We start from the raw sequence: 20,507 nt of genomic DNA, 5'->3' as shown, positions 1-20,507 counted from the left end.
CTTAATTATTGGCTTAGATGGGTTTATAAAAACTAAGAAACCATTCTCATACTCTTGATAATGATTGCAACCAATCCAAATATCTTTAAAGCTTTCATCTGCTAAAGGTATTAAATATCCCCAATCCTCATTTAAGAACTCTGATACAGTTACACCATGTTTAGGAAGTTCTTCTGATAAGTATTTGGCTAATGTGTAGCCCCAAATTTGCCCATCCCAATTTTTTTGTTCTTCAGAAGTTTGAGGGAAGTTATCAGATCGAAACTCTATATGTGTTTTTAATAAGCTCATAATTTTCTTATTCTTTAATATTGAATGATTAAAATAAGAGTTCTTATAGAAGTTGTCTATCTTGTAAACTAATTTTTAAAAATTAAGTCATTAATTGAGTTGTATTCCCTTCATTTATATAATAGAGCTGATATGAATATTTTTTAAAACGAAAATATAAGTAAATAATGAGGTAAGTCTATATTTTTACGAAATTTATCGCTTTTGTAAGTAACTTAATTATGTTCTGTCAACCTAAAAGGATCTTTAACTTTTAATAAAGCTGTTTGTATTCAAAATTAGGTTTAACTAAATTTTGAAGAATATCTTTCTCCAATATTACCCATTCTGCAAACTCTGGCTCAATCAATAATGTCTGCGACACAAAGCCATAACACACACGTTGCAGATTTAAACTCAATTGCAGGAGTTGCTCTGCATCATCAACATAAGGCTCAAGGATACTGCGCCACATTTGCACCATCATTTCATAACTCTTTCGATAGCTTTCAATGTTTGAAACCTGCCGTTCCAGCAAAAAAGTCTGCGCCCAGAGAAACTGTCGAATCTGAATCTGTTCGAGCTGAAAGTGAATAATTTGTTGTAAATAGTCTTCAAAATTTGATTTTGTGGATAACTCTATCAGGCTTTGTGCATAACTTTTTAGTTGCTCCGCATTGGTTTTTACGTGCTGATGAATGGTTAATGCAACCAAATCTTCCTTCTTTGAAAAGTACTCATAAAAAGTCCCTAAACCGACACCTGCCACATCGGTAATTTCCCGAATGGTAATTTCATGTGCATGACGCTCATGCAAAAGCCGAACAAAACTTTCTTGCAAAGCTTCTTGGGTGAGTTTAGCTCGCGACTGGCGCGGTCTACGGCGGACTTGGATCTCAGGATTCTTCATAGCACAAAGCTGAACATGGCAGACTCAATTTTTCTCTATACTGAAATGAAAAGCACAGCATAACAAGAGCAAAGTGATATGAATACGACAGGGATGACCCATCAAATCAGCAATCAGTTTGATGAACTGGAAAATTACAATCTGTTTGAAACTGATATCGTTTTACAAAAAATATTGGCCCGTTATGGCAGTCAGGATCAGGCAAGACTCACAGAGATGGGGAAAGTAATTGGTTCGGCGGAATATTATGGCTATGCCGATCTGGCCAATAGGCATACACCTATTTTACATGCCTTCGATGCTCGCGGACGCCGTAAAGACTTTATCGAGTTTCACCCTGCATGGCATAAATGGATGGGGCTGAACCGTCAGTTCGATACCCATGCACATCCGTTTAATCATCCGAATTCATCCTCAAAATGGGTCGAGTGGGCAGCACGTTTTTATTTGGCAGGGCAGGTCGAGTGTGGAAACTTGTGCCCAAATTCGATGACTTTGGGCAGTATTCCACTGATTCAACGTGAGCCTGAACTGTGGGCCAAAATCGGCGATAAGTTACTTTCGACTGAATACGATGAACGTGATGTGCCCATCAGCCAGAAAAAATCAATTTGGCTAGGGATGGGCATGACTGAGAAACAAGGCGGTTCGGATGTCCGTGCCAATGAAACCATTGCAGTACCTGTCGCAGAGTCGGGGCGTAGCCAAGCCTATTTGCTCACAGGGCATAAATGGTTTTTCTCTGCACCGATGTGTGATGCACATTTGGTGGTGGCAAAGACGGAACAAGATGGTTTGGCCTGTTTCTTTGTGCCACGTTGGCTAGAGGATGGCAGTAAGAACCCAATTCATGTGCAACGCTTAAAAGACAAAGTGGGCAACCGTAGCAACTCCAGTTCCGAAGTCGAATTTAAAGACGCGTGGGGCATTATGATTGGGGAAGCTGGACGCGGTATTCCCACCATTATTGAAATGGCGAATTACACCCGTCTGACCTGTTCCGTAGGCAGTACTGCCATGCTTAGGCAAGCCTTGGTGCAATGTATTGTTTATACCCGTCAGCGCAAAGCTTTTGGCAAACATTTAGCACAGCAGCCTTTGATGCAAGCGGTATTGGCAGATTTGGCCTTAGAAACGGAAGCGGCGATGCAACTTAGTTTCCATCTTGCACATTGCTATGAAGCGGATGACGCATTGTCCGTAGCATGGAAACGCATTATGACCCCAGCTTCGAAGTTCTGGGTATGTAAGCGTGCAGTTGAGTTGACTGGCGAGATGATGGAAGTCTTTGGGGGCAATGGCTATGTCGACAACGGCATCATGGCGCGCATTTTTAAAGAAGCCCCAGTCAATACTATTTGGGAAGGTTCGGGTAATGTCATGTGTTTGGATGTATTGCGTGCCATCAGCCGTGATGTAGAGTCGATTGAGATCTTGTTTCAAGATTTAGCATCCACCGCGATGCAAGATGACCAGTTGAAGCAAGAGCTACAAAGTCTATTTAAATTATTCCAGCAGGCACCTGAAGAGCTGCAATTTATGGGGCGCAGTTTGGTCAGTAGGCTGGTGATTTTGACTCAAGCAGTCCTGCTAAAACGGCATGCACCAGACTATGTGGCTGATGGTTTTATTCAAAGCCGTTATAGTCCATTTCATGGTCGGGTTGTCGGGATGCTTGAGATGAAACAACCCGACGTAGAACGACTGCTACATAGAGCATTTGCGGTTTAAGGCACATTATTGTACTGAAAGTTTTTGCGCCTCATGTTGTTCGAGTTTGACGTTGGGGCTGTCCTCAGCCTGAATAATATCAATCGGAATAAAACGGACTTGGACGATACTGGGTTTATTGTTTGAGTCTGACGAAAGTTTCTGATTGAGTGTTGCAATTTGTGCAGGGCTAGGCGGGATATCGCCACGGATAGAGACACGGACTAAAGTGAAATCATCTCTTTTATCGAATTGGATCGTATCAATAATATTATTATCATGATTCAGCGCAGTACTGATGGTTGTTTCAGTACTGCTTTCATATAGTCGAGCATTGAGCAGAGTATAAAAATTAAAGGAGAGATAAATCCCTAAGAGCGCCAAGAACATTAAGCTAATAGCATTACGTTTGAGAAACTCTTTGACATTACTCTGCACTTCTTCGCTGGAACCACGTCTAAAGCCTGCAATCCAAAGGACTAAAGATGAGCTAATCTGAATGGCAAAGATATTGGTCACCGCCAGTAAAAAAGCATTGGCTGAATTTTTCCATTCCATATGTGCAAATAAAATCCCACTGGCCACCAAGGGCGGAACCAAAGCAGTGGCAACGGCGACACCAACGACTGCTACAGACAACCGAGGTGAAACCGAAGCAAAAGCTCCTGCTGCACCACCTGCTAAAGCAATCATCAAATCTAAAATGGTTGGCTGCGTGCGCGATAGAATCTCATTGGTCATAGGCAGGTCATAGTTTACTAAACCAATCACGATTCCAATGCTATAAATCATGGCAATGCCAAGGAGTAAAGTGGACAGCGCGGTTTTAAACAGTAAAAGGCGGTTGTCAATTAAAGCCAAAGCGATACCTGAAATCGGCCCTAACATCATCGCCACCAGCATCGCGCCAATCACTACCGCAGCCGAGTTTGAAAGCAGGCCATAACCTGCAATGATGGCCGCCAAGGCATTCATAATAAAAAAGGTTTTACTGGGAAGAGCATCCGCTTGAATATTCAGTCGAACTTTTTGATGGTCAATTTTTTTTGAATTTTCGCGTAAAGCTTGTTTATAACGAATCTTCTCTTTTAAGAATTCATACTTTTCTTGGTCAGGGGTGTCGTTGACCACAATAGTTGCATCTTTGTCTTTTTCTAATGGCATGATGATGCTCTTATTTTATATCGAGTTAAGTATTAATTTAGCGCTTTTAAAGAAGGAAACAAATATAAACAATAGTGAAAAATAAGATAAGTTGCGTATAAATTTTCAGCATTCGTAAATAGAACTTTTTCTCTTCATACGCGTAGTATGGCTTGGCTCATTTACCTTTAGGTTGGATTGGTCTTTTGTCGTTCAGCTCATCCATCGAACTAGGGTAAGTATTGCGTTGTATGACGTTTCTCACTGAATGGTGGGGTGGATACCACTGTATAGTGTTCTTTTTAGAATAAAACACTCCGATTCGAAATAATATTTTTCATGACCATAGTGGAAATCAGGCGTTGCACATTGGGGAGTGCTGACAGTTGTTCATCATAGAGTTTTTGATAACTTTCCAAGTCATAGGTGACAACATGCAGTAAGTAGTCGGGGTCACCAAAAAGCCGTTGCGCTTTTACAATTTGAGGAATCTGCAAAATAGCCTCTTCAAGGCTGAGCACTGAATTTTTATCGCCATTTTTGAGTGTGACAAAAACAATGGTCGAAAAATTTAAACCCAACTGAGAAAAATCGAGCTGTGCACGATAGCCTTTGATAATACCCGCATCTTCTAAGGCTTTGACTCGTCGATGACAGGGTGAAAGACTCAATCCAACTTTATTTGCTAACTCAGTAACCGATAAACGTCCATCTGCTTGTAGTTCAGCAAGAATCTTCTTATCAATTTTATCCATGTGGAAGAATCTCCCTTTTTTAGCCGTTATTGCACAAAGATTTGAAAGCACATTTTAGAGCCTAAAGGATATCCTTTCAAAATTATTTGAGGCTGTTTGAATGATCAACTCCCCAAATTTTAACAACGATAACCGATAAAAGGGGAAAGGGATGTCACTCAGCATTTTGATTGCGTTTTGGAGCGTTTCTATACTTTTCGTGATCACACCAGGTATAGATTGGGCTTATGTGATTTCTTCAGGAATCCAAGGTAAAAGAGTCTTACCTGCGGTGACGGGACTATTAACTGGACACTTGATGGCGGCTTTGACTGTTGCGGCTGGTGTTGGAACTTTGGTTGCGAGTCAGCCAATGTTACTTCAAGTGCTTACAGCTATTGGGGCACTGTATCTGCTTTGGATGGGTTTGAACTTGTCGATGCGTCCTGCAAGTATTAGTCGTGATCAGGTGGCATTGACTTCCTCTAAATCTTGGTACATTCGTGGGGTGTATTTGAGTGGTTTAAATCCGAAAGTCCTACTTTTATTTCTAGCGTTGTTGCCACCTTTTATTGATCCAAAATCTGCCGTATCGGCAACTTCTCAGATTATTTTATTGGCAGGAATCCATTTGGTTAGTTGTGCGGCGGTTTACTTTTTGGTCGGGTTTAGTGCGCAAAGAGTTTTAGCAACACGTCCTCATGCAGCTATGATCGTGAGTCGAGTCTCTGGTGCATTGATGATTTTGATTGCGATGATTTTATTGTTAGATCAATTTTATTTTTAAGTGTATGTTTCAGCAGATACAAGTTATGGTGCTTAAATAGTTGTATGAGCTATCTCTTTAAAAATAGGCTACGCTAAGAGACAGAAATGACATGAAAGTCGCTTGTAAAGTATACAAAAAAGCGTAAAATTCCAGCCATATCCTATGCGATATCATCCGTTCAGTTAGGTGGGAAAATGGCAAAGAAGAAAGCTGAGCCAAAAGTTGTGATTCACAACTTCGTGGCAAAACACATGCATGAAGTCAACCAAAGCCAAGTCTTTGTAGACCGAAAGAAAAATGCAAAACGAGGCTATGACAAGCACAAAAAAGGGAGATATTCAGATGATTATCTCCCTTTTTTAATGCCTCTTTTTTGTGTTTAAAGGCTTCTAAGCCGTCACAATACGTGTCGCTGATTTGACCATATCGCCTAAACCGTGTGTTTTAAAATAATATTCCATTTGGCTTTTTACAATGAGTGGATTACTCATTTTCAATGCGTGTTCTAAGAGTTCAATCGCGTCAGGCATCGGCACATGACAAATAGCTTTGCGTACACGCAGAATGTTACTTGAGCTCATCGACAGCGTATTAAAGCCCATTGCCATCAGTAAGATCGCAGATAAAGGGTCTCCTGCCATTTCTCCACAAATGCTGACTGGTTTGTTGTACTTATGACACTCTTTGACTAAGCGAGTCAGTGCACGCAAAATTGAAGGGTGGAAATGTGAATAAACGTTAGCAACCCGTGGATTGTTTCGATCGACTGCCAGTAAATATTGGGTTAAATCGTTTGAGCCGACCGAGAAAAAGTCAACCAATTCGGCAAACTCATCTATTTGCAACAGCACGCTTGGAACTTCAACCATAATACCAATTTTTGGTTTGGTGATTTTTACTTGTTCCTCTTCTTGCACTGCGACCCAGTCACGCTCAAGAAGGTACAGCGCTTCTTCTACTTCACTGACACTGGTGACCATCGGCAGTAAAATATGCAGGTTATTTAAACCAATACTGGCTTTAAGCATGGCACGAATTTGTGAAGAGAAAATTTCAGGGTGGTCGAGCGTAAAGCGAATGCCGCGCCAACCGAGTGCGGAGTTTTCTTCCTCAATGGAGAAATAAGGTAAGTCTTTATCGGCGCCAATATCGAGTGTACGCATCACCACGGGTTTGTTGGCGAAGTGGCTCAACTGCTGACGATAAATCGCACGTTGTTCTTCTTCACCAGGGAAGCGGTCACGGAGCATAAATGGAATTTCGGAGCGATATAGACCAACACCTTTGGCTCCGCGTTGTACACCGCGCACCACATCAATCATTAGACCAGTATTGACAAACAGTTTGACTGCGACACCATCAGGGGTGATGGCATCTTTGGTTTCATACTGTTTTAAGTCTTTGGCAATTTGCTCTTCTTCTTTTTGAATCTCTTTATAACGGGTACGTAGACGACGAGGTGGATTAATAAACACCCGACCTTGATGCGCATCGACAATCATTTCAACGTCATCGAGTGTATTAATCGGTAGTTCAGTCACCCCCACAACGGTTGGAATGCCGAGAGCACGTGCCACAATTACCATATGCGAGTTCATGGCACCTTCAGTGGTGACAATCGCAGCAATTTTATCGACAGGAAGTTCAACCAAAGCTGCGGTTGAAATTTCCTCTCCAATCAGAATACTTTCATCGGTAAGTTCACGGTGACTCGAATCCGCTTCTTGCAAATAGGCCAAAATACGTCGACCTAAATCTTTTAAATCTGCCGCACGTTCACGTAAGTAGTCATCTTCCATTTGTTCAAACAGATCAATATGGTTATCAATGACGATACGTACTGCACCTTGTGCCCAGTTACCTTCGCGAATTTGCTCTTTAATTTCCGCTGGCAGCGCATTTTCATCCAACATGCGTAAGAACACGCTAAACAGGGCACGTTCTTCAGCCATAAGGGCGTCTTGCATCTTGTCATCAAGCGATTTGATTTCATCACGCACTGAGGTTAGGGCACGATCCAGTAGGGCTAATTCTTCACTGATATCATCGGCTTCACGGTCAGGAACAGCCGCCAAATCTGCAGGTGGGTAGAGAATGACAGCACGGCCTAAGGCAATTCCACCTGAACCAGGGACGCCTTGGAAAGTTTTGTAAGCGGGTAAATTGCTGGGCTTACGAAAAACGTCGATATTGCCCACGGCATGTGCGTGCGCAATGACCCCTGAAAGTTGTGCACAGAGGGTGACAAGGAAGGATTCAGCCGCTTCACTAAAGTCTTGAGGCTCTTTATTTTGCACCACAAGCACGCCCATGACTTTACGGCGGTACATGACGGGTACGCCAAGGAACGAGTTATAAATTTCCTCACCTGTTTCAGGTAAGTACATAAAACGTTCATGTTTCGGGGCATTGTCAAGGTTGACAATTTCTTCGCGTTGTCCGACTAGGCCGACCAAGCCTTCACTGGTATGTAGTGAAACATGGCCGACTGAATCGGGGTTCAAACCTTTCGATGCCATCAACAAATAACGTTGATTACGCTCGTCCAATAAATAAATGGAGCAAACGTCAACGTGCATGGCTTCTGCCACATGGTTGACCATAATGTCGAGTGATTCATGCAAACTGGTGGACGCATTGATTTCTTGCACAATACGTCTAAGGGTATCCAGTTGCATATTCGACATCGCATCTACTCCAAAAAAAGTGCGTCCAACTTATTTATAACAAGAGAACCTTAAAAAATCTGTAGGACGTCTAGATTTTTTAAGGCTTTTTTTGAGGGAGCTGATTGCACAACTCCACCATCGCTTTGCGGTATACATCGCGTTTAAAATTCACCACTTGCCCCAGTGGGTACCAATAGCTGACCCACTGCCATTGGTCAAACTCGGGCGGATCAGACAAATTCAAACGAATATTCTGAGCGGGGGCAGTGAGTTTGAGTAAAAACCACTTTTGTTTTTGTCCAATACATACGGGATCGGAATCTGTACGAATGTATCGGTGCGGCAAACGATAACGCAGCCAACCTTTAGTTTGCGCTACTATTTGGACGTGTTCGGGCAGTAAGCCAACTTCTTCTCTCAGCTCACGATAAAGTGCCTGTTCAGGGGTTTCTCCATATTGGATACCTCCTTGTGGAAATTGCCAAGCATTGTGTCCAATGCGTTTTGCCCATAAAACTTGTCCAAACTCGTTTGCCAAAATGATCCCGACATTGGGTCGGAAACCTTCCGAATCGATCATTTGGCTACCTAAATATTGTGTAATTTATGACTTTGCGATCGGGGATTTTTATTTCTGTATCCAACTCGAAAAAAGCAAAGTTTAAAAATGTTAAAATTGCTATGATCTTAACGAATTTCTATCGACTAGCGGAGATAGATTTACAAATTTTTTCTTAAATTTCAGTTTTTACGAGTATTTTCATGAAATTGGCGCTATTTGATCTCGATCACACCTTGTTAAACACCGATTCGGATCATTCTTGGGGAGAGTTTTTGGTGAATGAGGGCTTGGTTGATCCAGTTCGCCATCGTGCCATGAACGATAAATTTTATGAAGATTACAAAGCAGGGCAACTCGACCCGATTGCTTATAATGAATTTGTGTTTGAATTTTTAACTCAACATGACAATACCTACCTCACTGAACTGCATGAGTTATTCATGCAAAAAGTGATTCGCCCGCAAATGCGTCCTGATGGTTTTCAAGCCATTCAACGTCACAAAGAGGCAGGGCATGCTTTGGTTGGGATCACGGCCACTTCAGACTTTATTACCGCCCCAATTTTTCGCGAGTTTGGGATTAGCGAAATCATTGCAACCAATGCTGAAGTGGTTGATGGCAAATACACGGGCAAAGTGATAAATACGCCGTGCTACCAAAAAGGTAAATTGACGCGTTTAGATCAGTGGCTGGCAGGGCGTGATGTCAGCGAGTCTTGGGCGTATTCGGACTCTATTAATGATCGTTTTTTACTGGAATACGCCGACCATGCGATAGCTGTTAATCCTGATGATCGTTTGGAAGCATTGGCTAAAGATCAGGCATGGGAAATCCAAGACTGGTCCATTTAATTATTTATCTTTCGATATTGAAAAGGCTACTTTCGGGTCGTCTTTTTTATTGCAAAGACATTGAGTCAGTCAATTTCATTGAAAGCAAATCTATTGATAAAATATTGCGGTGATGGGACGACAAATCTTGGAAAACTAACTAAATATGCTATGTTAAAACTTGGCTAAAGCTATTTTGACTATGTAAAAATTAGAACAGTATCGTGGAGAATAACATGAGTGTACGACCAAGAATGACCCATCTGTTTGAGCAACTCGGTTTAGATGCAAATGAAGATGCGATTGCCTTATTTATTGTAACGCATCAGCTTAATGCGCAAACCATGATTGTTGATGCGGAATATTGGACTGAAGCGCAACGTCAGTTTTTGGCAGAAAAAATTAAATCGGATGGTGAGTGGGCAATTATTGTGGATCAACTCAATGAATCTTTACATGAAGATTCATTGATTAAAAAATAAGTGATATTTTTGGGGCGATGCTGAAAAGCTTTGCCCCCATTTCTTCAATAAAATAAAAAATAAGAAGCAATTTATGTCTTTAGATCAACAATCTTTTCCGTCGCCTCGTGTTTTAGAGAGACGGGCTTCAGTCGATCAGCTCGAACTAGATCGTGCTGTATTTATCGGGGAGAAATATGCGTCGTACTATCAGGCTCAATTTGAAAAAATCACACCCAAGAAACAATATGCAGGATTTAATGTTGCGGCTTTTTTCTTGGGCGTAATTTGGTTGTTTTATCGGAAAATGTACAGTTATGGCTTTATGTCCATAGCTCTGATTGTGTTCATCGGGATTGTTGAAGCACTTTTGGGGATTGACAGTTCGGGGGCAAATATCGGCTTGGCTGTTGCATTTGGCATGCTGGGTAACACTTTGTATAAGCATCACGTCGATAAGCAGATTACTAAAATCCGCCAGTTCGGAAATGGCAATGTCGAAACAGAATTAGAAAATCGTGGTGGTACAAATCTCTTAGCCGGTGCGATTTTGTTAGCGATTTGGCTTGGACTGATTGCATTGGCTATAGGCGGTTCTTAAGTCACTCCTCGCACCAAATAAAAAAACCATCCTACAGGATGGTTTTTTTATTTGGTACAGCGCTTATTTCATCATCGTAATCAATTCTTGCACTGCACGCGACTGCGTTCGCCCAGGATGCCAAACCATACCCAATTGGCGGTTCATTTCAAATTTAATATTTAACTGTTGTAGGTCTTGATTGATCAAAGTCTTGGGAAGCACTGACCAGCCCAATCCAATAGATGCCAACATGCGAATTGATTCGAGTGGATTATTACTCATGCTAATTTTAGGTTTTAGCCCTTGTTTCTCAAATTCTGCCAGTGTGATTTGGCTGGTATAGGTTTGAGACGCAGGCAATAAGCTTGGGTACTGAATCAGATCTTCGAGTTTTAAGTTTTGCATTTGTGCCAGCGGATGAAAGGGCGCTGCTACAAAAACTAAGGGGTCTTCCCAAATGGTGACATATTGCAAACGCTCATCTAACTTCGGTGGAAGCGTCAAAAAAGCCAATTCTAAGTCACCAGCCAGTACTTTTTCATGCGCTTGCTCTGAGTCGACAAAGTGTACATCTAAAGTGACATTGGGAAAGGTTTGTACATATTCACGTAAATGATTGGGTAGGTGATGTAAACCAATATGGTGACTGGTGCCAATTTTAAGTTTGCCTTGAACCATGCCTTGTTCATGACTCAAGGTATGGTGAATGTCACCCAGTTCATTGAGCCAATTTTTGACTTTAGGCAGCAGTGAATGTGCGGCATGCGTGGCTTGTACACCACGACCTGCCGACTCAAACAGTTTCACACCAAAATATTCTTCTAAACTATGAATACGTTTGGTCACAGCAGGTTGCGTAATGAAGAGTTGATCTGCGGCTAAAGAAATAGAGCCGGTTTCCATGACTTTTACAAAAGCTTCGAAGGCTGCAAGATTCATAAGGATAATCTGGTTATGAAAGTATAATTGAATTATAAAATCATTTTATATGAATTGCGATCTTTAAAATAAATCGGGTGTTATTTCATCTGCATTGAGATAAAAAAAGATCACTAAAAGTGATCTTTTTAAGTTAATGAGAGGAGATGGGGCTTAGGCCGGAATATTTTCTTCTGGGCTACGGCTTTTTCTTTCCCAAATTCGCTCATGGAAGAAGAAGGCAAAAGCTTGAACAGTCGGTTCTAACAAACTTAAGGTAACCGCCATCCATAAGTTACCTGTGACCATATACGCAACTAACATAGCGACCGTAATATGCATGATGTAGTAGCTTAAAGTTTTTTTGAAGATGCGTTGATTTTTTGCTACAAATTTTTGAATGTTTGACATGATAAAAGTCCTCTCAATAACACTTTACATTTGTAAATAATAATTATTATCATTAGCAAAGTCAAAATGAAATTTTGATTGGTCTCGATTGAATTTTTGAATCAAGTGAAATAATGTGCTTCGTTTTATGTTTAACATAATAAAAACAGAGATTAAGGCTTTTGCTTGAACCATTAATCCTTTTGTAAAAATACAAGTAACTTCAAGTTATGCCAAGAATTAAGAGCGTTCATTCCGCATAAAATTGAATGTTACTAGTGAATTTATGTCGGCAATGTTGAGCTGAGTTTGTTTTGTTGTTTGACTCTATTGGATTCTCAGCGCTACTTTTATGTCTAATGCAAGCATAGATAATTTCAAGCGTTAATTGAGAGAAAATAAACGTTGGTTTGGGATGGTTCAGTTTAGAAAAAGCACGGTATACAATGTGTTATGAGCTTAGGTAAAATCTGCTGAAAGCGTCTAAACTCGGTAGCAGAGCATGAACTTGAGTGATTTAAAAATAATTCCAAAAAGTTTTTAAATTAATAAAAATGATAAATTAGATTTATGTGAAATCACCGTTATAATCGTTTTTAATGAAAGAATTACCCAGTCCAGTGGAGTCAATCGACATGGCAGGCGAAAACCAACAAGCAAAACCCCAAATTCCAAAAACATTGTATGACAAATTGTGGGATGACCACTTAGTAAAACAGCGTGATGATGGCTCAGCTTTACTCTATATCGACCGTCATTTATTACATGAAGTGACGTCGCCACAAGCCTTTGAAGGTTTGCAACTTGCAGGCCGTAAGCCATGGCGTTTAAGTGCGAACGTGGCAACACCTGACCATAATGTTCCAACCTCAAGCAAAGAGCGATCAGAAGGTATTGCAGGCATTGAAGATGATACTTCACGCATTCAAGTCCAAACCTTAGACGACAACTGCAAAACTTTTAATGTAGTGCAGTTTGACATTAATGATGTGCGTCAAGGTATTGCACACGTGGTGGGACCTGAGCAAGGATTAACTTTACCAGGCATGACGGTGGTGTGTGGCGACTCTCATACGGCAACGCATGGTGCTTTTGGTTGCTTGGCACACGGGATTGGGACATCTGAAGTAGAGCATGTATTGGCAACCCAGTGCTTGGTTCAAAAGAAGATGAAGAACATGTTAGTGCGTGTTGATGGAAAGTTAGGTCAAGGTGTCACTTCGAAAGATGTCGTTTTAGCCATTATCGGTAAAATTGGTACAGCGGGGGGAACTGGTCATGCCATTGAGTTTGGTGGTCAAGTCTTCCGCGATATGTCGATTGAAGGTCGTATGACCGTGTGTAATATGGCGATTGAAGGTGGTGCCCGTGTGGGCATGGTCGCTGTTGATGATAAAACCATTGACTATGTGAAAGGTCGTCCCTACGCACCACAAGGTGAACAGTGGGATGCAGCAGTGGCTTACTGGAATACTTTACATTCGGACGCAGACGCACATTTTGATACTGTGGTGGTGTTGCAAGGTGAAGAGATTGAGCCGCAAGTGTCTTGGGGCACATCGCCTGAAATGGTGATTCCAGTTTCTCAAGCGGTGCCGACTTTGGAACAAGCCAAAGATGATGTACAGCGTAATGACTGGACGCGTGCTTATCAGTACATGGGTTTAACCGCAGGTCAGGCATTGGCAGACATTCAGTTAGACCGTGTTTTTATTGGTTCATGTACCAACTCGCGTATCGAAGACATTCGTGCAGCGGCGGAAGTTGCCAAAGGCAAAAAAGTGGCAAGTACCATTAAACAGGCGATGGTGGTCCCGGGTTCTGGTTTAGTGAAAGCTCAAGCTGAAGCGGAAGGCTTAGATAAAGTTTTGATTGAAGCTGGTTTTGAATGGCGTGAGCCAGGTTGTTCAATGTGCTTAGCCATGAATGCAGACAAATTACAACCTGGTGAGCACTGCGCATCGACCTCCAATCGTAACTTCGAAGGTCGTCAGGGCAATGGCGGTCGTACGCATTTGGTGAGTCCAGCGATGGCAGCGGCAGCAGCGATTGCAGGTCACTTTGTCGATGTGCGTTCATTTTAATTCGGGCTTGGGAGCATAGACATGAAAAAATATACCGTTGAACAGGGTATCGTTGCACCTTTAGACCGTGCCAATGTCGATACAGACTTGATCATTCCAAAACAGTTTTTGAAATCCATTAAGCGCACGGGTTTTGGTGAAAACTTATTTGATGAATTGCGTTATTTAGATGAAGGTTTTTTAGGACAAGATAATTCAAAACGTCCTAAAAACCCCGATTTTGCATTGAATCAGCCACGTTACCAAGGTGCTTCGATTTTGATTTCTCGCGCGAACTTTGGTTGCGGTTCTAGCCGTGAACATGCGCCGTGGGCACTGGAAGAATATGGTTTCCGTACCGTGATTGCACCGAGTTATGCAGACATTTTCTTTAACAACAGCTTCAAAAATGGCATGTTGCCTGTGATTTTGTCTGAAGAGATTGTTGACCAACTCTTCAAAGAATGTGCAGCAAATGAAGGCTATCAACTGACGATTGATTTGGATGCGCAAGAAGTGCGTACACCATCGGGTGAAGCTTTCAAGTTTGAAGTGGATCCTTTCCGTAAGCATTGTTTGTTAAATGGCTTGGATGATATTGGTTTGACCTTACAAGCAGCAGATGAGATTCGTGCTTATGAAGAAAAGACCAAAGCTGCGCGTCCATGGGTGTTTTCAGAAATTCATGCTTAATTGAAGAAACGATATAACTAGTGCTGCGGTTTATCTCTTGTTAATATCAGAGCAAAAGAATTTTAATCGTTTTGCTACTGGTAAAGGTTGGACTTGAACAATGGTGACGAGTTATGGTCGTATTGCTCTACTTGCTTTGATAGGCACATTAACTGCCTGTCAAAGTATGAATACGGCAAGTATAAAGCGTATTCATGAAACCCCAGCAAGTAAAAACAATGCACAAATTTATTGTACAGGTACAGTGAACTGTGAGTTTGAGCGATTGAATAAAATCAAAATCGTCAATGCAGACAATCATCGTGTGAGCCGTGATGCAATTCGAGAACAAATTGTTCGTTTGAAGCGAGATGATTTGAATGATGCAAATTCACTGTTTTTGTCGGTGCCTGCTGGGCAGCATGAACTGGTCATTCGCTTCTATCCAGTCTCAGCAGACCGAGCAGAAACCTTACATGTGATTCATCGCTTTAAGCCTGCTGAACGTTATACTTTTAGAATGTTTCGTGCGCGCAGTCGACATCAGGGAAGTTTATTGAATATGTCTGCACCTGACCCTTTATGTGTCGATTTAAAGCAAAACCAAAGAACAATTCGTCGTTTTTGCAAACCGTACAATGTCCTAAATGGCTTGGGTGAGTTTGTAGAACAAAAACTTTAATCGTGTGAGTTAAAACTCACCAACAATGGAATTTTTCATGTCTAAACATATTTTGATTTTGGCGGGTGATGGCATTGGTCCTGAAATTGTAAAAGCCGCAGAACAAGTGCTTACACGAGTAAACGATCAATTCAATTTAGGTTTAACGTGGGAACAAGGTTTACTGGGTGGCGCTGCGATTGACGCACATGGTTCACCTTATCCAGAGGTAACTGCAGCACAAGCCAAAAATGCAGATGCGATTTTACTTGGTGCAGTTGGCGGACCAAAATGGGACAACATTGAACGCTCAATTCGTCCAGAACGTGGTTTATTAAAAATTCGTAGTGAGCTCAATTTATTCGCAAACTTGCGCCCAGCGATTTTGTATCCGCAATTGGCAGATGCATCAAGTTTAAAGCCTGAAATTGTTGCAGGCTTGGACATTTTAATCGTTCGTGAATTGACTGGTGGCATCTACTTTGGTCAACCACGTGGTATTCGTGAACTGGAAAATGGCGAAAAACAAGGTTTTAACACTGACGTTTATGCTGAGTCTGAAATTAAGCGTATTGCCAAAGTCGCATTTGAACTTGCAGGCTTACGTGGCGGTAAAGTGTGCTCTGTAGACAAAGCCAATGTACTTGAAGTGACAGAGCTTTGGAAGCAAACCGTAACAGCCATGAAAGAAGCAGATTATCCAAACATTAACTTGTCGCATATGTATGTAGATAATGCAGCAATGCAACTGGTTCGTGCACCAAAACAGTTTGATGTGATTGTGACAGGTAACTTATTTGGTGACATTTTGTCTGACGAAGCAGCAATGTTAACGGGTTCGATTGGCATGCTTCCGTCGGCATCTTTGGATGAAAGTGGCAAAGGTATGTATGAACCATGCCATGGTTCTGCACCAGATATCGCAGGTCAAAACGTTGCTAACCCATTGGCGACCATTCTGTCTGTTGCAATGATGCTACGCTATACTTTCCGTGAAGAAGCTGCTGCAAAAGCGATTGAAGATGCTGTAGGAAGTGTGTTGGATCAAGGTTTACGTACTGCTGACATTATGTCTGAAGGCATGAGCAAAGTGGGTACTGCGGAAATGGGGCAGGCGGTTGTGGTTGCACTGAACTAAGTTAGATACACTGGAAAACGCAGCCATTCGCTGCGTTTTTTTTCCCAAGATTTAATAACCTTTACAGGCTTTGCCTTGGTATTGAACAGATTGGGCAATATTGTCTTTTAATAAGAAATGAACTTGGCATTCTAACTGTACATCATAATATGGGGTTGCTGTTGGAATAGGAATCGCGCCGACACTGCTGTCGCTTCGCATAGTGGGCATAGGGGTTGGAATTTGGATGGTGTAACTCAGTTGGTTTGATGTTTGAATTGGTGACCCTAAGGTTTCATAACCGAGTCTGTGTAAGTTGAGCTGACGCCGTATGCTCGATACATCTTGGCCGATATATTGTTCTAAATAGTCGGGGAGCGCAATTTTAGTGGATGAAATGACGGTGTGATTTTGCGCTGGAGCGCTGCTACAAGCTTGAAGTAGTAGAAAGCAAATGGAACTCAAGGAACTGACAATAAAGGGCTTCATGATTATCCCCTAAGCAGAGAGACACCCTTTTAGTATTCTATATCTGGATATTCGTTTGAGTATGGTTCGAGTAATTTGAGATAAACGGTATGTTGATATGCAAATAATACTGCAATTAATTGTAGTTTAAATATAGTCGATGTATAACGTTTAGTCTAAGCGCAGACATTAAAAAAGCCACTTAAAAAGTGGCTTTTTTGCTTCGCTAAAACTTAGCGCGCACGATAAGTGATACGACCCTTAGACAAATCATAAGGTGTCATTTCTACTTTAACACTGTCGCCAGTCAAAATACGAATATAGTGTTTACGCATTTTACCAGAGATGTGAGCAATCACTTCATGACCGTTTTCTAAACGTACACGAAACATAGTATTAGGAAGCGTCTCGGTGACAACGCCTTCGAACTCGATGAGTTCCTCTTTATTGGCCATAGCCTACCTGAATGAATAAATTGGAAAGGCGCAAATTATAGTCAATTTTTTTGCATAAAACAAGGCGGAATGGGCGGTTGCATGATCATCTGTCAGTAAAATAAGCGAACAAGAGTAATAAAGATTTTCAACAAAAAAACTGCATAAGTTGTTGTCAGTTTGGTCAATCGAAGTTAATCTAATTTTAATGTTTTATGTATAAATGAAGAACATACAAGGAAGGTTCTAGCGTGGGTCAGCTAACGGATGCATCGGTTGTATTGCGATTAGGCTACCAAGCGATTCGTCGTTCAGGGTTGCCAACAGAAGAAATTTTAACAAAGGCGGGTGTGGCTTTAAACCAAGTTGAAACCAATGACCGTACGCCTTTGAACGCTCAATATGCTTTTTGGGTGGCGGCTGAAGAGGTGAGCCGCGATCCTGATATCGGTCTACATTTGGGAGAAAATCTACCTTTATACCGTGGTCAGGTAATTGAACATTTATTTATTTCATCTGAAAATTTTGGTGAAGGTTTAAAGCGTGCATTGGCTTATCAACGTCTGATTAGTGATGCGTTTCATGCCAAATTGGTGATTGAGGATGACCGGTGTTATTTGACTAACGGTGAACAGCCTTGGGCTGAAAATTTAGTCAATCGACATTTTTCTGAATGTGCAATGTCAGGTATCTTGCGTTTCTTTAAATTCATTACGGAAGGGCGTTTTGAGCCGATCTATATTGATTTTAATTTCACGAAAGGCGCATCCGATGATGAGTATTTTCGGGTGTATGAATGCCCAGTAAGTTTGGGGCAAAAAGAAACGCGTTTATATTTTGATCCAAGTATTTTGGCTTATCCCTTGTGGCAGGCAGAGCCCGAACTGTTGCAACTGCATGAGCAGTTAGCGATTGAAAAACTTCAAGAATTAGCACGTTATGACTTGGTTGGTGAAGTGCGTCGAGCCATTGGTTCAACTCTTGAGAGCGGGGAGACCACATTGGAAACGGTGGCTTCTCAGCTCAGTATTACCCCAAGGCGTTTACGGACTCAGCTTTCTGAAGCCAATACTAGCTTTCAACAGATTTTGTCCGATTACCGTTGTCGTTTGGCGAAAAAGCTCTTGGCCAATACGGCTGAAAGTGTAGAACGTATTGTATATTTGACTGGTTTTTCAGAGCCAAGTACCTTTTATCGTGCGTTTAAACGCTGGACCAATGAAACCCCAGTGGAATATCGCAAGCGGAAGCAGCGTTAAACAATTCTTCCTAAGCTCCCTTTTATCAAGGGAGGAGTCTCATGTCCTTTGAAAAAGGAGCGACTAGGGAGAGATTGAAAAATAAATTATTCTGGCATATTCAGCCAATGCGGTCCAAGGGGCTGTTTAGGTAATTCAAACTGTGCTGGATAGTCGGCATGAATAAAATATAGTCCATCAGGAGGCGCAGTAATGCCAGCAGCTTTACGGTCTTCTGCTGCGAAAATAGCCTCAATATGTTCGACTTCATACATACCTTGTCCTATTTCTAGTAAACAGCCCATGATATTGCGGACCATATGGTGTAAGAAGCCATCAGCCTGAATGTCGAGCACCAGATATGGACCATGTTGAATTAAGCGACAATGGCTCACATGGCGTACAGGTTGATTAGACTGGCATGCTGCAGCACGAAAGCTTTCAAAGTTATGTGTGCCTTCAAACTTTTGTGCAGCTTGTATCATCTTGGTTACATCAAGTGAATAATAAGCATGCGTGACTTGTTTATGCATCAGGGCAGGTCGCTGCGGATGGTTATAGACCACATAACGATAACGACGTGCTTGTGCTTTAAAGCGCGCATGAAAGTCTTGATCCATCGCTTTGATCCATTGGATCGAGATATCTTTGGGTAGTTGGCTATTGCTACCCATTAGCCAGCCACGTTCGGAGCGAAGCGCGGAGCTATCAAAATGCGCCACCATATTGGTTGCATGAACGCCAGCATCGGTACGGCCTGCACCATGTAGGCTAATTGGTTCATTGGCAATTTTCGAAAGCACCTTTTCAATCGTCTCTTGTACGCTGATCACGCCAGTTTGCTGAGTTTGCCAGCCACGATAATGTGTCCCACAAAATTCAATGCCGATTGCAAAACGTTGCATATGTACCTCAAATTAACCCAAATCATGCCAATGGCTGAAGCGTTCTTCAGCGGTGGGGTATTGTAAATACATTTTGAGGGCTTTGGCATACAGATCTGCATGCCCGAGGCAATCACTGACAATTATTTTGGCTTGGGTTGTCCACGCGGCAACGGCATAGCGCTGATCAGTGCGGCCGAAAGGAACTTGGGTGCTTAAGATAACAACACAGCCTTGTGCATAAAGGTCATCGAAAAGCGCAGTCAACTCGGCATTCACGGCTAAATTACCTGTCCCAAAACCTTGTAAAATGAGAAAGTGGGGTGGGGCCACTAAGAGGTTTCTTAAGTTCTGCATTTGCTGTTCTAAGCCAACAGGTTGCATCATTAGATTAAGACAGTTGAACTGTTGTGATTGTTCTACATCACGTGTTTGTACAATATGTGCTTTTAAATTGTGCGAAATAGATTGTTCAGCAGGCAGACCACTAAAGGCATCTAGTTCAGTGGTATGTCGTTTTATAGCGGTTTGGGCGTGAAACAAATATTGATGGAATGCTAAATAAACGCCGATAGGGTATTTCACTACGGCATCTAAGGCAAAATTCAAATTGTTGATGGCATCACTAAATTCACGGGTGTCAGTTCCTTGTACATTGAGTAAGGGGTACTGACTACCTGTGAAAATCACATGAGCTGAGTCAGCGATAAAGTGTGCTGCCACGGCGCTGGCATAGCTCAAGGTGTCTGTGCCGTGAATCACGACAAAATGTTGGAACTGTTGCAACTGTAAGTGCTGGATCTGTTGAATCAACAATAACCAATCAGCGGCTGTGCATGCACTACTGTCCTTAATGACAGGTGCAACAAAACATTCTATGTCGAGATGAATCGGCAAGACATGGGTAAGTTTGGGAATAAAGTCTTCGGCAGGCATGGGTTGTAAAGGTTCACCAATACAGCCAAAGGTTCCACCCATATAAATAAGCGCAATTTTTTTCATTATAAAAAAAGCAGTCGGT

23 protein-coding genes are annotated in these 20,507 nt (G+C 41.9%); 11 read left to right on the top strand and 12 right to left on the bottom strand.

All coding sequences use genetic code 11. The features are described 5' to 3' along the window. Both DPG01_RS10365 and DPG01_RS10360 read right to left on the bottom strand, forming a co-directional pair. The coding region (locus DPG01_RS10365; RefSeq protein ID WP_110975021.1) for a hypothetical protein at positions 1 to 291 on the bottom strand (291 nt) is incomplete at its 3' end. A gap of 253 nt (positions 292 to 544) precedes the next feature. Next, a complete protein-coding gene (locus DPG01_RS10360) occupies positions 545 to 1,180 on the bottom strand; it encodes a TetR/AcrR family transcriptional regulator (protein ID WP_110975020.1) in 636 nt (211 codons plus the stop codon). Between the two features lie 78 nt (positions 1,181 to 1,258). Here DPG01_RS10360 and DPG01_RS10355 point away from each other — a divergent pair, with 78 nt between their 5' ends. Beyond that, positions 1,259 to 2,911, top strand: a complete 1,653-nt coding sequence (locus DPG01_RS10355; RefSeq protein ID WP_110975019.1) for an acyl-CoA dehydrogenase family protein — start codon at positions 1,259 to 1,261, stop codon at positions 2,909 to 2,911. 6 nt (positions 2,912 to 2,917) lie between these two features. Here DPG01_RS10355 and DPG01_RS10350 read toward each other — a convergent pair whose 3' ends face one another. Both DPG01_RS10350 and DPG01_RS10345 read right to left on the bottom strand, forming a co-directional pair. After that, complete coding sequence (locus tag DPG01_RS10350) at positions 2,918 to 4,054, bottom strand: DUF389 domain-containing protein (protein WP_110975018.1); 1,137 nt, start codon at positions 4,052 to 4,054, stop codon at positions 2,918 to 2,920. Between the two features lie 281 nt (positions 4,055 to 4,335). Continuing rightward, a complete protein-coding gene (locus tag DPG01_RS10345; protein WP_086210007.1) occupies positions 4,336 to 4,788 on the bottom strand; it encodes an Lrp/AsnC family transcriptional regulator in 453 nt (150 codons plus the stop codon). Positions 4,789 to 4,939: 151 nt separating this feature from the next. Between DPG01_RS10345 and DPG01_RS10340 the strand changes: the two genes are divergently transcribed. Beyond that, complete coding sequence (locus DPG01_RS10340) at positions 4,940 to 5,554, top strand: LysE family translocator (protein ID WP_110975017.1); 615 nt, start codon at positions 4,940 to 4,942, stop codon at positions 5,552 to 5,554. A 176-nt stretch (positions 5,555 to 5,730) separates the two neighbouring features. Then, complete coding sequence (locus DPG01_RS10335) at positions 5,731 to 5,919, top strand: hypothetical protein (protein ID WP_086210005.1); 189 nt, start codon at positions 5,731 to 5,733, stop codon at positions 5,917 to 5,919. A gap of 6 nt (positions 5,920 to 5,925) precedes the next feature. On the opposite strand, the gene ptsP is transcribed toward DPG01_RS10335, so the two are convergent. Together ptsP and DPG01_RS10325 are read right to left on the bottom strand one after the other, a co-directional pair. Next, positions 5,926 to 8,223, bottom strand: coding sequence for a phosphoenolpyruvate--protein phosphotransferase (gene ptsP / locus DPG01_RS10330; RefSeq protein ID WP_086210004.1), 2,298 nt, complete (start codon positions 8,221 to 8,223; stop codon positions 5,926 to 5,928). Between the two features lie 79 nt (positions 8,224 to 8,302). Next, positions 8,303 to 8,785 (bottom strand): RNA pyrophosphohydrolase, encoded by a 483-nt coding sequence (locus DPG01_RS10325; protein ID WP_004692547.1) that lies wholly within the window; start codon positions 8,783 to 8,785, stop codon positions 8,303 to 8,305. A gap of 182 nt (positions 8,786 to 8,967) precedes the next feature. On the opposite strand from DPG01_RS10325, the gene DPG01_RS10320 reads away from it, so the two are divergent. The 3 genes from DPG01_RS10320 (at position 8,968) to DPG01_RS10310 (ending at position 10,659) form a co-directional block, all read left to right on the top strand. Continuing rightward, the gene (locus DPG01_RS10320) at positions 8,968 to 9,618 is read left to right on the top strand and encodes an HAD family hydrolase (protein WP_086210003.1); all 651 of its coding nucleotides are present in this window, start codon (positions 8,968 to 8,970) and stop codon (positions 9,616 to 9,618) included. Positions 9,619 to 9,833: 215 nt separating this feature from the next. Further along, the gene (locus DPG01_RS10315) at positions 9,834 to 10,079 is read left to right on the top strand and encodes a DUF2789 family protein (protein WP_086210002.1); all 246 of its coding nucleotides are present in this window, start codon (positions 9,834 to 9,836) and stop codon (positions 10,077 to 10,079) included. A 73-nt stretch (positions 10,080 to 10,152) separates the two neighbouring features. Next, positions 10,153 to 10,659: a DUF2628 domain-containing protein gene (locus tag DPG01_RS10310; protein ID WP_110975016.1), complete on the top strand. Its 507-nt coding sequence runs from the start codon at positions 10,153 to 10,155 to the stop codon at positions 10,657 to 10,659. A gap of 63 nt (positions 10,660 to 10,722) precedes the next feature. Here DPG01_RS10310 and DPG01_RS10305 read toward each other — a convergent pair whose 3' ends face one another. Together DPG01_RS10305 and DPG01_RS10300 are read right to left on the bottom strand one after the other, a co-directional pair. After that, positions 10,723 to 11,580, bottom strand: coding sequence for a LysR family transcriptional regulator (locus DPG01_RS10305; RefSeq protein ID WP_086210000.1), 858 nt, complete (start codon positions 11,578 to 11,580; stop codon positions 10,723 to 10,725). Between the two features lie 153 nt (positions 11,581 to 11,733). After that, the gene (locus DPG01_RS10300; protein WP_086209999.1) at positions 11,734 to 11,970 is read right to left on the bottom strand and encodes a DUF2061 domain-containing protein; all 237 of its coding nucleotides are present in this window, start codon (positions 11,968 to 11,970) and stop codon (positions 11,734 to 11,736) included. A gap of 614 nt (positions 11,971 to 12,584) precedes the next feature. Between DPG01_RS10300 and leuC the strand changes: the two genes are divergently transcribed. The 4 genes from leuC (at position 12,585) to leuB (ending at position 16,483) form a co-directional block, all read left to right on the top strand. Further along, positions 12,585 to 14,033 (top strand): 3-isopropylmalate dehydratase large subunit, encoded by a 1,449-nt coding sequence (gene leuC / locus DPG01_RS10295; protein ID WP_086209998.1) that lies wholly within the window; start codon positions 12,585 to 12,587, stop codon positions 14,031 to 14,033. A 21-nt stretch (positions 14,034 to 14,054) separates the two neighbouring features. Continuing rightward, positions 14,055 to 14,705, top strand: a complete 651-nt coding sequence (gene leuD, locus DPG01_RS10290; RefSeq protein WP_086209997.1) for a 3-isopropylmalate dehydratase small subunit — start codon at positions 14,055 to 14,057, stop codon at positions 14,703 to 14,705. A gap of 100 nt (positions 14,706 to 14,805) precedes the next feature. After that, positions 14,806 to 15,366 (top strand): hypothetical protein, encoded by a 561-nt coding sequence (locus tag DPG01_RS10285; protein ID WP_086209996.1) that lies wholly within the window; start codon positions 14,806 to 14,808, stop codon positions 15,364 to 15,366. Positions 15,367 to 15,403: 37 nt separating this feature from the next. Beyond that, positions 15,404 to 16,483, top strand: a complete 1,080-nt coding sequence (leuB, locus tag DPG01_RS10280; protein WP_086209995.1) for a 3-isopropylmalate dehydrogenase — start codon at positions 15,404 to 15,406, stop codon at positions 16,481 to 16,483. 51 nt (positions 16,484 to 16,534) lie between these two features. Here leuB and DPG01_RS10275 read toward each other — a convergent pair whose 3' ends face one another. Then, positions 16,535 to 16,951 (bottom strand): hypothetical protein, encoded by a 417-nt coding sequence (locus DPG01_RS10275; RefSeq protein WP_110975015.1) that lies wholly within the window; start codon positions 16,949 to 16,951, stop codon positions 16,535 to 16,537. Positions 16,952 to 17,163: 212 nt separating this feature from the next. Next, on the bottom strand, positions 17,164 to 17,385 hold the full coding sequence (infA, locus tag DPG01_RS10270) for a translation initiation factor IF-1 (RefSeq protein ID WP_004692529.1): 222 nt from the start codon (positions 17,383 to 17,385) through the stop codon (positions 17,164 to 17,166). A 230-nt stretch (positions 17,386 to 17,615) separates the two neighbouring features. Here infA and DPG01_RS10265 point away from each other — a divergent pair, with 230 nt between their 5' ends. Then, positions 17,616 to 18,623, top strand: coding sequence for an AraC family transcriptional regulator (locus tag DPG01_RS10265; protein WP_086209992.1), 1,008 nt, complete (start codon positions 17,616 to 17,618; stop codon positions 18,621 to 18,623). A gap of 86 nt (positions 18,624 to 18,709) precedes the next feature. On the opposite strand, the gene truA is transcribed toward DPG01_RS10265, so the two are convergent. After that, positions 18,710 to 19,507 carry a tRNA pseudouridine(38-40) synthase TruA gene (truA, locus tag DPG01_RS10260; RefSeq protein WP_110975014.1) on the bottom strand — a complete coding sequence of 266 codons (798 nt, stop codon included), beginning with the start codon at positions 19,505 to 19,507 and terminating at the stop codon, positions 18,710 to 18,712. Positions 19,508 to 19,519: 12 nt separating this feature from the next. Beyond that, a complete protein-coding gene (locus tag DPG01_RS10255; protein ID WP_110975013.1) occupies positions 19,520 to 20,488 on the bottom strand; it encodes an asparaginase domain-containing protein in 969 nt (322 codons plus the stop codon). Positions 20,489 to 20,507 lie beyond the last annotated feature (19 nt).

This window comes from Acinetobacter sp. WCHAc060042 (genome assembly GCF_003231195.1).
Lineage (GTDB): Bacteria > Pseudomonadota > Gammaproteobacteria > Pseudomonadales > Moraxellaceae > Acinetobacter.
Note: the sequence above shows the minus strand (reverse complement) of the source record. Positions and strands in the feature narration are given on the sequence as shown.

Bases quoted from the DNA above. Each gene is read 5' to 3' on its own strand.
- DPG01_RS10315 (WP_086210002.1), top strand. From the start codon at position 9,834: ATGAGTGTACGACCAAGAATGACCCATCTGTTTGAGCAACTCGGTTTA.
- DPG01_RS10345 (WP_086210007.1), bottom strand. From the start codon at position 4,788: ATGGATAAAATTGATAAGAAGATTCTTGCTGAACTACAAGCAGATGGA.
- DPG01_RS10310 (WP_110975016.1), top strand. From the start codon at position 10,153: ATGTCTTTAGATCAACAATCTTTTCCGTCGCCTCGTGTTTTAGAGAGA.
- DPG01_RS10285 (WP_086209996.1), top strand. From the start codon at position 14,806: ATGGTGACGAGTTATGGTCGTATTGCTCTACTTGCTTTGATAGGCACA.
- DPG01_RS10320 (WP_086210003.1), top strand. From the start codon at position 8,968: ATGAAATTGGCGCTATTTGATCTCGATCACACCTTGTTAAACACCGAT.
- DPG01_RS10255 (WP_110975013.1), bottom strand. From the start codon at position 20,488: ATGAAAAAAATTGCGCTTATTTATATGGGTGGAACCTTTGGCTGTATT.
- DPG01_RS10305 (WP_086210000.1), bottom strand. From the start codon at position 11,580: ATGAATCTTGCAGCCTTCGAAGCTTTTGTAAAAGTCATGGAAACCGGC.
- ptsP (WP_086210004.1), bottom strand. From the start codon at position 8,223: ATGTCGAATATGCAACTGGATACCCTTAGACGTATTGTGCAAGAAATC.
- DPG01_RS10275 (WP_110975015.1), bottom strand. From the start codon at position 16,951: ATGAAGCCCTTTATTGTCAGTTCCTTGAGTTCCATTTGCTTTCTACTA.
- truA (WP_110975014.1), bottom strand. From the start codon at position 19,507: ATGCAACGTTTTGCAATCGGCATTGAATTTTGTGGGACACATTATCGT.
- infA (WP_004692529.1), bottom strand. From the start codon at position 17,385: ATGGCCAATAAAGAGGAACTCATCGAGTTCGAAGGCGTTGTCACCGAG.
- DPG01_RS10355 (WP_110975019.1), top strand. From the start codon at position 1,259: ATGAATACGACAGGGATGACCCATCAAATCAGCAATCAGTTTGATGAA.
- DPG01_RS10325 (WP_004692547.1), bottom strand. From the start codon at position 8,785: ATGATCGATTCGGAAGGTTTCCGACCCAATGTCGGGATCATTTTGGCA.
- DPG01_RS10350 (WP_110975018.1), bottom strand. From the start codon at position 4,054: ATGCCATTAGAAAAAGACAAAGATGCAACTATTGTGGTCAACGACACC.
- leuD (WP_086209997.1), top strand. From the start codon at position 14,055: ATGAAAAAATATACCGTTGAACAGGGTATCGTTGCACCTTTAGACCGT.
- leuB (WP_086209995.1), top strand. From the start codon at position 15,404: ATGTCTAAACATATTTTGATTTTGGCGGGTGATGGCATTGGTCCTGAA.
- DPG01_RS10340 (WP_110975017.1), top strand. From the start codon at position 4,940: ATGTCACTCAGCATTTTGATTGCGTTTTGGAGCGTTTCTATACTTTTC.
- DPG01_RS10335 (WP_086210005.1), top strand. From the start codon at position 5,731: ATGGCAAAGAAGAAAGCTGAGCCAAAAGTTGTGATTCACAACTTCGTG.
- DPG01_RS10300 (WP_086209999.1), bottom strand. From the start codon at position 11,970: ATGTCAAACATTCAAAAATTTGTAGCAAAAAATCAACGCATCTTCAAA.
- DPG01_RS10360 (WP_110975020.1), bottom strand. From the start codon at position 1,180: ATGAAGAATCCTGAGATCCAAGTCCGCCGTAGACCGCGCCAGTCGCGA.
- leuC (WP_086209998.1), top strand. From the start codon at position 12,585: ATGGCAGGCGAAAACCAACAAGCAAAACCCCAAATTCCAAAAACATTG.